Origin of the sequence: Treponema sp. (assembly GCF_045657965.1) — a bacterium.
Taxonomy (GTDB): Bacteria; Spirochaetota; Spirochaetia; order Treponematales; family Treponemataceae; genus Treponema_D.
In genome coordinates this window covers 1-10,574 of record NZ_JAZOUG010000059.1, presented here as the reverse complement: position 1 = coordinate 10,574, position 10,574 = coordinate 1, and the positions used below count along the sequence as shown (strand labels likewise).

The 10,574-nt window shown below is 40.3% G+C and carries 10 protein-coding genes; 3 read left to right on the top strand and 7 right to left on the bottom strand.

Annotated elements, in window-relative coordinates:
• The 3 genes from ACKI5B_RS02190 to trpF all read left to right on the top strand — a co-directional run.
• Window positions 1-1,145: cation:proton antiporter (locus tag ACKI5B_RS02190; RefSeq protein WP_407425382.1), on the top strand; the 1,145-nt coding region annotated here is incomplete at its 5' end.
• A complete protein-coding gene (locus ACKI5B_RS02185; RefSeq protein WP_407425380.1) occupies window positions 1,142-1,858 on the top strand; it encodes an MgtC/SapB family protein in 717 nt (238 codons plus the stop codon). The genes ACKI5B_RS02190 and ACKI5B_RS02185, both read left to right, overlap by 4 nt.
• A gap of 72 nt (window positions 1,859-1,930) precedes the next feature.
• On the top strand, window positions 1,931-3,463 hold the full coding sequence (trpF, locus tag ACKI5B_RS02180; protein ID WP_407425378.1) for a bifunctional indole-3-glycerol phosphate synthase/phosphoribosylanthranilate isomerase: 1,533 nt from the start codon (window positions 1,931-1,933) through the stop codon (window positions 3,461-3,463).
• 2 nt (window positions 3,464-3,465) lie between these two features.
• Here the strand turns inward: trpF and hslU are convergent, their stop codons facing one another.
• The 7 genes from hslU to ACKI5B_RS02145 all read right to left on the bottom strand — a co-directional run.
• Window positions 3,466-4,845, bottom strand: a complete 1,380-nt coding sequence (gene hslU, locus ACKI5B_RS02175; protein WP_407425376.1) for an ATP-dependent protease ATPase subunit HslU — start codon at window positions 4,843-4,845, stop codon at window positions 3,466-3,468.
• Window positions 4,846-4,857: 12 nt separating this feature from the next.
• Window positions 4,858-5,397 carry an ATP-dependent protease subunit HslV gene (gene hslV / locus ACKI5B_RS02170; RefSeq protein WP_407425374.1) on the bottom strand — a complete coding sequence of 180 codons (540 nt, stop codon included), beginning with the start codon at window positions 5,395-5,397 and terminating at the stop codon, window positions 4,858-4,860.
• 43 nt (window positions 5,398-5,440) lie between these two features.
• A complete protein-coding gene (locus tag ACKI5B_RS02165) occupies window positions 5,441-6,349 on the bottom strand; it encodes a tyrosine-type recombinase/integrase (protein WP_407425372.1) in 909 nt (302 codons plus the stop codon).
• Between the two features lie 3 nt (window positions 6,350-6,352).
• The gene (gene topA, locus ACKI5B_RS02160; protein ID WP_407425370.1) at window positions 6,353-8,485 is read right to left on the bottom strand and encodes a type I DNA topoisomerase; all 2,133 of its coding nucleotides are present in this window, start codon (window positions 8,483-8,485) and stop codon (window positions 6,353-6,355) included.
• The gene (gene dprA / locus ACKI5B_RS02155; RefSeq protein WP_407425368.1) at window positions 8,478-9,458 is read right to left on the bottom strand and encodes a DNA-processing protein DprA; all 981 of its coding nucleotides are present in this window, start codon (window positions 9,456-9,458) and stop codon (window positions 8,478-8,480) included. Before dprA ends, topA begins: the two co-directional genes overlap by 8 nt.
• 13 nt (window positions 9,459-9,471) lie before the next feature.
• A complete protein-coding gene (locus tag ACKI5B_RS02150) occupies window positions 9,472-10,209 on the bottom strand; it encodes a tetratricopeptide repeat protein (RefSeq protein ID WP_407425366.1) in 738 nt (245 codons plus the stop codon).
• Window positions 10,193-10,574: tyrosine-type recombinase/integrase (locus ACKI5B_RS02145; RefSeq protein WP_407425364.1), on the bottom strand; the 382-nt coding region annotated here is incomplete at its 5' end. The genes ACKI5B_RS02150 and ACKI5B_RS02145, both read right to left, overlap by 17 nt.

The following is a 10,574-nucleotide window of genomic DNA, read 5'->3' as shown; positions in this document are numbered from 1 at the left end:
CTGTCATGGCTTCGATTCTTGTTTTTATCCTCACATTTTTTATTCTCCGGCTCAATTTAGCTTTTTCGATTGTTCTTGCAGCCCTTGCTTCTGCGACAGCACCTGCTTCAATCATGATGACAATACGTCAGACAGGTGCTAAAGGTGATTTTGTTGAAACACTGCTTCAGGTTATTGCAATCGACAATATTTTAAGCCTTATTGCATACAGTGTTGCAATTTCAATAGCACTCAGTTCATTTAAAGGTGAAGCTTTTTCTGCTGCAAAAATTTTTACACCTGTTGCAGTAAATCTGGCAGTTTTTGCTTTAGGAGCTTTATTCGGACTGATTTTAAAAATCATGATTCAGCCTAAAACAAGAAGCAGCGACAACCGTCTGATTATCTCAATTGCCCTGCTCTTTGCTTTCTGCGGAATCTGTACAATCTTTGAAATTTCCCCGCTTTTGGGCTGTATGTCCATGGGAACCGTCTATCTTAACTTAAGCGGAGATGAAAAACTTTTTAAGCAGCTGAATTATTTTTCTCCGCCGTTTCTGCTTATGTTCTTTGTCCGTTCAGGAATGAGTTTTAATCTTCCGGCTTTAGTAAATACAAATTCTTCAATCGGTGAATATTCTCTTCTCTTTATAGGCATTCTTTATTTTTTAACGCGGATTGCCGGTAAATACTCAGGTGCATTTTTGTCATGCACAATCACAAAAAAAAGTAAAGATACACGGAATTATCTTGGACTTGCACTAATTCCTCAGGCAGGTGTTGCAATCGGTCTTGCTTCATTAGGAGCAAGAACTTTAGGCGGTGAAACAGGCAGTGCCCTTGAAACAATAATTTTAGCCTCAAGCGTTCTTTATGAACTGATAGGTCCTGCTTCAGCAAAACTTTCACTCTATCTTGCAAAATCCTATTCAAACAAACTTGAAGATTTAGTCGAAGTAAACGAAAAAACTGAGGACGGTAAGGAAAAATCGCAGGTAGAGCTTTTGATTGACAGAATCCAGAAAATTCAGAAAGAACTTCCTGTTCATACAACCAACGAAGATGAAGAAGCGTTTACTGAAGCTGCAGAACAGCATAACAGTCCGTTCTGGGGTGAAATCCAGAAACAGAACATGAAGGAAGTTGTCAGAAGGAGGCACAAATGATTACCGATCCAATCGCACAATTTTTAGGCCCATGGTCAACTCAAATGACATACGGCTCACTTATTTTCAGAATTCTTCTATCAGCTTTTCTTTCTGCCGTGATTGGCTGGGAACGTTCAAGCAAAAGGCACTCTGCAGGGTTCCGAACTTTTATGATTGTTACTATTTCCAGTACACTCGTAATGATTATAGATTTATATCTGAGCACATTCTTTGACAGTCATTTTTTCATTCTTTCGGCATTTGCCATTATTTCTGCTGCAAGAATTGCAACAAGAACACTTTTCTTCACTTCACGAAATCAGATTATGGGGCTTACTACAGCAGTTTCGCTCTGGGGAAGCTGTATAACCGGTCTTGCAGCAGGAGCTGGTCTTTACACAATCACACTGGTTTTCTTTTTTATAATGATTTTCTGTCTTTCAAAGCTTCCGTCACTGGAATTCTTTTTAAAAAACCGTTCAAATCACTTTGAAATTCACCTTGAATTAAAAAACAGCCTGAATCTTCAGAATTTTGTCACAACAATCCGGAAACTCGGGCTTACAATTGATGCCATTGAAATGAATCCGGCTTATGCAGGTTCCGGTTTAAGCGTTTATTCAATTGCAATTTCAATTTCAAGTGCAGAACTAAAAAAATACAAAACTCACAAGGAAATAATCGAAGCGCTAAGAACGCTTGATTATATTTACCACATTGAAGAAATTTAGAAAAAACAGCTTTTTCAGTTTTTCTTGTTTCTATCTATAGTAACTTCTGTAATTTTGTGATACTCTTCCCTTATGAACATTCTTGACGAAATCGTAGAACAACGCAAAAAAGACATAGCACAAAAAGGATTTGCTTTGGGCTTTGAAATCCCAGAAAATCGCAGTCGAAAAATCACGCCGTTTCTTCCGAAAGACAAAAAAGGCGTGATTCTTGAAATAAAACGCGCCTCTCCGAGCAAAGGGGACATCGCTTTGAACCTGAATTCCAAAGAAACTGCGAAGGCATACGCTAAAGCCGGAACGAACGCCATTTCCGTGCTCACCGAAGAGCATTGGTTCAAAGGCAATCTGCTTGATTTGCAAAATGTTTGCAAATCAGTTGATGAATGGAGCACGAAAACAGGCAAAAATCCGCCCGCCGTTCTTAGAAAAGATTTTTTGATTTCTGAAGAAGAAATTGAAGTCGCATATCGCTGTGGAGCTGACGCAGTTCTTCTCATCGCAAGAATCTTAGACACCGCCACGATGGTTTCAATGGCAAAAAAATGCAAAAATCTTGGAATTACGGCTTTGATTGAGCTTAGACTTGAAGAAGACCTGCAAAAATTAGCCGAAACGGTAAAAACCGTAAGCACAGATTTTATCGTCTGCGGAGTGAATGCGCGCGATCTTAAAAACTTTGCAATAGATTTGCTCACTCCTGCCGCTCTCATGCATGAAATCAAAGCGATTGCAGGAAAAGATGCGCGCATAGTATTTGAAAGTGGCATCCGCACTCCAGAAGCCGCCAATTTTGCAGGAAGTCTGGGATTTTCGGCAATGCTTTTAGGCGAAGCGGCTGCAAAAAATCCTGATGAAGCAAAAAATCTTGTTTCATCATTTATAAATGCAGAAGAAAGCCAGAATTCAAAATCATGGCTTGAATATGCTGAAAAATTACAGCAGAAGCGTAAAACAGGCAGTAAAAAGCCTTTTGTAAAAATCTGCGGCCTTACAAATAAAGAAGATGCCCTTAAAGCTGCAGAGCTGGGAGCTGATTTTTTAGGTTTTATATTCTGGGAAAAATCAGTCAGAAAAGTAAATCCCGATAAACTTCCGGAAATTGTTACAGCACTCAAAAATGCAGGTCTTCGCGAAAAAGTAAGGCTCGTCGGAGTAATCGTCGAAACGGACTCTGATGATGCAAAAAATGCCTGCAACGCTCTCAAAAACGGAAATCTTGATTTTATCCAGCTTCACGGCTGTTACGATTCCTTCACAAAAAAAGATCTTCCTCATTATGCTGTCGTAAATGTTTCTGACGAAAAAGATTTAGCCGTAATCGATGAAATCCGCCAGAACGGAGAGGCAAGAATATTAATAGATGCAAAAGTCGGTGAAATGCCGGGCGGTACAGGAAAGCGGATTGCAGATTTACTGGTAGAAAAAGTAAGTCAAAAAACAAAGCTCTGGCTTGCAGGCGGAATTACTGCTGAAAATGCTGCAGAAATTGTTTCCCGTTTTGAGCCGGAGCTTATTGATGTGGCAAGCGGTGTTGAAAAAGAGCCGGGAATAAAAAATCACGAAAAACTTGAAAAATTATTCCTGGCCCTGAAAAAGTTTTAAAACTACAGAATGTAACGGCTCAAATCCTGATCCTGAACGACACCGGTGAGCTTTGAATCAACATAGGTAGAATCTACATTGATTGTTTCACCAGCATGCTCGTCTGCATCAAAGCTGATTTCCTCGAGAACCTTTTCCATAATTGTGTGAAGTCGGCGAGCGCCTATGTTCTCGCTTCGGGAATTGAGTTCTTCGGCAAGTTCGCTCATGCGGTCAATTGAATTTTCCGTAAAGACGATGTTTACGCCCTCTGTTGAAAGAAGGGCTGAATACTGTTTTGTAAGTGCATTTTTCGGTTCAGTAAGGATGCGCTTAAAGTCTTCTTTTGAAAGAGATTCAAGTTCAACACGGAGAGGGAAACGTCCCTGAAGTTCAGGAATCAAATCGCTCGGAGCTGCCAGACTGAAAGCACCGGCTGCAATAAAAAGAATGTGGGTTGTATCAACAACACCGAATTTTGTGTTGACTTTTGAGCCTTCAACAATCGGAAGAATATCGCGCTGAACGCCCTCGCGGCTTACCTGACCGCTGGAATTTGCGTTCTTTGTGGCGATTTTATCGATTTCGTCAATGAAGATAATTCCGCTCTGCTCTACCCGCTCTTTTGCCTTGTCAGCAACTTTATCGGCATCAATCATTGAGTCAAGAACTTCTTCTGTAAGAATCTTGCGTGCTTCACGGATTGAGACAGTCTTTTTTTTGTGATTGCGGCCTGAAAGCATATTCTGGATTTCCATCATACCGCTCTGAAGATCGTCCATTGAACCGCCTGCAATAATTTCCATGCTAGGCATATTGTTCTGCCTTTTCACAGTAACTTCAACTTCGCGCTCTTCAAGTTTTCCTTCACGCAGCATTGTGCGGAATTTTTCGCGGGTTGAATTATCTGTATTCGGAACAGCTACAGCAGTGCTTTCTTCCGGCTTTTCCTCGTCTTTAGATTTTTTAGCTTTTTCATCGCTTCCAGGCAAAAGCAGATCTAAAAGCTTTTCTTCAACTTTTGGAGCACATGCCTCTCGCATTGAATCTTCTACTTCTTTTTTTACATTATTGAAGCCTACGGCCATCAAATCGCGCACCATTGATTCAACGTCACGACCGACATAGCCTACTTCAGTGTATTTTGTAGCTTCAACTTTGATAAAAGGAGCATTTACAAGTTTTGCAAGACGGCGGGCAATTTCTGTTTTACCGACGCCGGTAGGTCCAATCATGAGAATATTTTTTGGTGCAACTTCATCGCGGATATCATCAGAAAGATGAATACGTCGGATTCTGTTTCGCAAAGCAACGGCAACGGCTTTTTTTGCCTTTTCCTGCCCGATAATGTAGGCATCAAGTTTTTCAACAATCTGTTTCGGTGTAAGTCCTTCGATAGACATATTTTTTTTTCCTTAAAGCTCTTCTACTGTAATATTATTGTTTGTGTAAATACAAATGCTGCCGGCGATTTTTAAACTGCGCTCGGCGATTTCTTTTGCGCTTAAACCGCTTGAATCAAGATAAGCAAGGGCTGCTGAATATGCGTAATTTCCGCCGGAACCGATTGCAAGCACGTCATTTTCAGGCTCGATTACATTTCCGTCACCAGAAATCAAAAGGATTTTGCTTGAATCAGCAACAATAAGCATGGCTTCAAGTTTCTGATACATTTTTTCGGTACGCCACATTTTTGCAAGTTCAACAGCACTGCGGGTTAAATCCCCGTTAAATTCCTTTACTTTTTCTTCGAATTTATCAAGCAGTGTAAAAGCATCGGCTACGCTTCCTGCAAAACCTGTTAAAATTTTGCCGTTGTAGATTTTGCGTACCTTCCGTGCATTTCCTTTGCAGACAGTATTTCCTAAAGTGACCTGACCGTCACCTGCCATAGCAACCTTACCGTTCCGTTTTACAGCAATAACAGTAGTGCTTCTGATTTCAACCTTTTCCATGTATTAAAGATAATGAAAATAAAGACTGTCGGCAAGCAGAAAATTAACGGCCGTTTCCGCCGTGAGGATGAGCCTTATTGTACATTTCAATCATTTTTTCGGTACTGATGTGAGTATAGCGCTGGGTGGTAGAAATGCTTGAATGCCCCAAAAGTTCCTGTACAAGGCGTACATCAGCTCCGTTTGTAATCATTGCAGTTGCAAATGTATGTCGGAAAGCGTGAGGAGATACGTGATGCTTTGTGCCTTCACTTCCGGAATATCGCGAAATTATAAGCCTTAAACCGCCTGTAGTAAGAGCTCCTCCCCGCTGATTTACAAAAATGTGAGGCTCTTTGTCTTGTTCTCCAAAGCGTTTTTTGCGGTCTTCAAGATAAGCTTTCAATGCATTCTGTGCGTCTGTTTCAAAATAAACACGTCTGTCTTTACTGCCCTTACCTGTAACAATGGCCGAAGAAAAGTCTCCGTTAAAATCTTCGAATGTAAGCGAAACTAATTCTGAAGCACGACATCCAGAAGAATAAAGCATTTCAAAAACAGCCTTATCGCGCTTTTCCCACAAAAGCTCGTTTGTTTCCGGTTCACGGCAGATTTTATCAACTTCAGCTCCCGTCATAAAGCGCGGAAGTTTTTTCGGATTTTTAATTGTCTTTAATTCAAGGGCAACATTTACTTTAAGATGACCGAATTTGCGGCAGTATGCAAAAAGGGAGCGGACAGAAGAAATAAAACGGTTAATCGAAGCTGCAGAGCGCTTTTTTTTGGAAAGAAAACCAACGCACTGCTTTAAATCTTCAAGCTGAATGTCAGAAATATTACGCTCAATGCCTATAAAAGGCATCTGAGAAAACTGAGACAAATCGTTTCTGCACGCTGTGAGCGTATTTGCTGAAAGCGTTCGGACAGATTCTATATATGAAAGATATTCCTCGATTGATTCAGAAACAGTCATGCCTTAATTATCGGCACTTTCTTCTGCTGAGTGCAGATAGTCACAGTCAGGATTAATACAAGACTTGTAATTTCCGTTCTTTTTGTCGAATTTTTCGACTAAGAACCAGCCGCATTTAGGGCAGTACTGATTATCGAGAGGTTTAAAGTGAGAAATAAAATCGCACTTCGGATAATTTGTACAGCCGTAGAATTCTTTACCCCTGCCCTTTGTTTTTCTGGCAACGATTTCGCCGTCGCAGCCTTCTTTAGGACATTTTGCAAGCGGAATTGATTTTGTATTGTGGCACTCCGGGAATCCAGAACATGCAAGGAAATATCCGAACCGGCCGAGCTTTTTGGTCATTGTTTTGCCACATTTTTCGCAGATTTTATCGGTTGGTTCGTCAAGGAAGCCTTTTATGCTTTCGACTGAAGTTTCAACTTCTTCACAGCGCTTTTTGAAAGGACCGTAGAAATCGCGGATCATGTTGTTCCAGACAATTTTGTCGTTTTCGACTTCATCGAGGGTATTTTCGACATCGGCAGTAAAGTGCTCGTTAATGACGTCAGGGAAAGCTTCAACAAGGATTTTACAGATCATTTTTCCGAGCATTGTCGGCATGAGCTGCTTGTTGTTTCGTGTAACGTAGTAGCGGTCAAGAAGGACTGAAATAATCGGTGCGTAAGTTGAAGGACGACCGATTCCCTTTTCTTCGAGGGTGCGTACGATTGAAGCATCTGAATACCGTGCCGGTCCCTGAGTAAAGTGCTGCTCTGGATAGAACGAGTGGCTTGATTCAAGAACTTCGTCTTTTTTGAGTGAAGGAAGGTTTCCTGTAACTTCTTCTTTTGAAGAAAGCAGCTTGATTACAGAATAAAAACCTTTTTCGACAAGTTTAGAAGCACTTACACGGAAAAGAGCATCTCCTGCTAAGATTTCGACTGAAGTTGTAGCAGTTTTTGCGTTTGTCATCTGGCAGGAAACAAAACGCTCCCAGATAATTGTATAAAGACGCAGCTGGTCTCGAGTAAGGAAATCTTTTACGTAGTCAGGAGTGTATTTTGCGTAGGTCGGACGGATACATTCATGGGCATCCTGGGCACTTTTACCGACAGCATAGTGAAGTGCCTCTTCCGGAAGATTTTCAGGATATTCTTTTGAAATCCATTCGCGGACTTCATCTAAGGCACTCTGAGCAATTCGTACAGAGTCAGTTCGCATGTAAGTGATAAGACCTACACGGTTTTCGCCCATCTGAATACCTTCATAAAGCTGCTGGGCAATCTGCATTGTTTTGCGCGAAGTAAATCCTAAGCGGTTTGCGGCTGCCTGCTGCATTTTTGAAGTAGTAAAAGGAGCCTTAGGACGGACAGTTTTTTCGGTAACTTTTACATCAGAAACTTTACATTCTGAGTTTTTGATTTCGTCTATAATTTCGTTAACGGCTTTTTCGCTTTTAAGTTCAGGATTTTCGCCTTTGTATTTTGCAAGCTGTGCAGTAAATTTTGTTTTACCCTTCTGGAAATCTGCTTCAAGTGTCCAGTATTCTTCAGGGATAAAATCTTCGACTTCTTTTTCGCGCTCACAGATTAAGCGCAGTGCAACCGACTGAACACGGCCTGCACTCAAACCGTTCTTGACCTTTTCCCACAAAATAGGACTTAAGTTGTAGCCTACAAGTCGGTCAAGAACTCGGCGTGCTTTCTGGGCATTTACTTTGCTTTCTACTATTTCGCCAGGATGAAGAACGGCTTCTTTGATTGCATTTGGAGTAATTTCGTTAAAAACGATTCGTTTGATGTCAGCTTCAGTTTTATCTTTAAGGGCGTTATTTAAATGCCATGCGATTGCTTCTCCTTCACGGTCGTTATCGGAAGCAAGCAGTACATGGTCTGACTTTTTTGCATCTCTTTGAAGTTCTTTTAAAAGTTTGGCACGGCCGCGCACAGTAATGTATTCCGGCTGAAAGTTGTCTTCGACATTTACAGCCATGCGCGATTTAGGCAGATCAATCAAATGCCCCATAGAAGCTTTTACAGTGTAACCAGGGCCTAAATATTTTTCGATTGTACTTGCCTTTGCTGGAGATTCCACTATTACAAGTGTAGATTCTTTTGGGGATTTTTTTGAAGCAGTTTCTTTTGCCTTAGCCATACATCTTTTCCTTGTATTCACTGAAATTTGAGATTAATGCCGCCCCGTCTTTTACATAGGATTGCGGTGAATCATTCAGCTTATATTCTACTTTTTTGCCATTTTGTGCAAGTTTCTTCCATTGTAATTCTGAAATCTGATTTATGCTAGTAGCTTGAGAAGAAAAACACTCATTATGAAAAAAAATTTCACGATTATAGTCTAATGCAAGTCCTGCAGTAATCATTGCACCGCTGCCGCATGGAGCCTGAATTACAACAGTGCCTGCTGAAAGAGCAGCAACAATCCGGTTTCGCTGTACATACCTGAACTGTACGCTAGGAGTTCCGGGTAAATATTCTGATATAATTAAGCCGCCTGTTTCTAAAATTTTCAAAGCCAGACGCGTATGAGACTGAGGTGTTATTGTATCAATTCCGCTTGGAAGAACGGCACAGGTTGCAGGAGTTGATGAAAGAAGTGCTCCTTTATGAGAAGCAGCATCAATTCCAAAAGCAAGCCCTGAAACAACGCAAAATCCTGAATCACAGGCTTCTTTAGAAAAATCAGCAGCAGCCCTTACAGCACCGGAAGCTGCACGACGGGTTCCTACAACTGAAACACATTTTTTGTTTAAAATTGATAGATTTCCCCTGTAAAAAAGCATAAAAGGCGGATCTTTCATTTCACGCAGCATTGCAGGATAATCACTAAAATCATAGCAGGTGTAATTTATTTTAAATTTTTCCAAAATGGCTGCTGAAAGTTTAATTTTTTTCAACGCATCAATTCCATTCCATTTAACACGTTTAAATACACGTTTTACGCAAAAAGAAATCGAATCGGCTGTTAAAGATGATATAAAATCTGAAAACTGGGTATAAGAAGTAAAATGAGCTGTTGAATCTTTAAGATATTTAAGGAAGAGAACTTTTTCACGGAATGTCAGGAAATTCGCGTCCGCAGCCAGCAGACGCGATAAAAATTCTTTCATTTCCTAAACATAACTATTTAGTATAGGATGCGTCAAGCACAATTTTTTTATTTGCAAGAGCTTCCTGTTTTTTTGCATCAGATTTTGTCTGAGAGGCAATTTTATCATACAGAGATGCAGCCCTGTCATAATCGCCGGTTGTATAATAAGCACGTGCAAGAACAAACATTGCATCAAAGTTTCTGGTGTCAAAAGATAAAAGTTTTTCAAGATGAGGAATCGCTTTTTCACTCATATCAAGTTCAAAAACATAAAGAATTCCAAGCCCATACAGAGCCCGTCCATATTTTGGTTCAATTTCAACTGCACGAAGATATGCACTTTCTGCAAGTTTTAAGTAATTATACTTTTCTGCAGTTGAAGAGTTTCCGGCTGCTGTAAAATCAAGACTTGCTTTTGCCATATAGCCGGCACAAAGGCCTGTATAATAAAATAAATTTTGATTTTCAGGATAGATTTGAATTGCTTTCTGTAGGCATTTTAGCGCTTCACCGTACATCTGGGCATCAAGATATCTGACTGCAAGCATTTTATACCAGATTCCGACTTGACCAGTTGCAAGCTGCATATCTGCAATTCTGTTTTCATATTTTGAAATTGCTTCTTTAAGTTCTGCTTCTGTTGTGGGAGTTTTTTCAATACCTTCTTCAAGTTTCTGCATTCTCACAATGGTTTTGTTTGATTTTGTACAGCCGCAAAGTGTAATCATTGTGAATGTTACTGCAAGAAATGATTTATAACGTTTTTTCATTTTGCCCTCCTTTTTTATGACCGGGAAAATATTCCTTATGACCTTCACGCAGCTGCTTATCATCAACGTGCGTGTATATTGTCGTTGTTGCCAGATCAGAATGACCTAAAAGTTCCTGTACACTTCTTAAATCCATTCCGCCTGCCAGTAAATGCGTCGCAAAAGAATGACGGAGTGTATGAACTTTGGCATGAACTCCGGCTTTAATTTCCAGAGCTTTAAAATTTTTCCAGATTCCTTTTCTGCTCATAGGCTCGCCTTTATAATTTACAAAGACTTCGCCTACGATTTTATTTCCTACAAGGTTTGGTCTGACTTCTTCAAGATACTGAATCAGCCTTTTTTTTGCATTTTCTCCAAAAGGA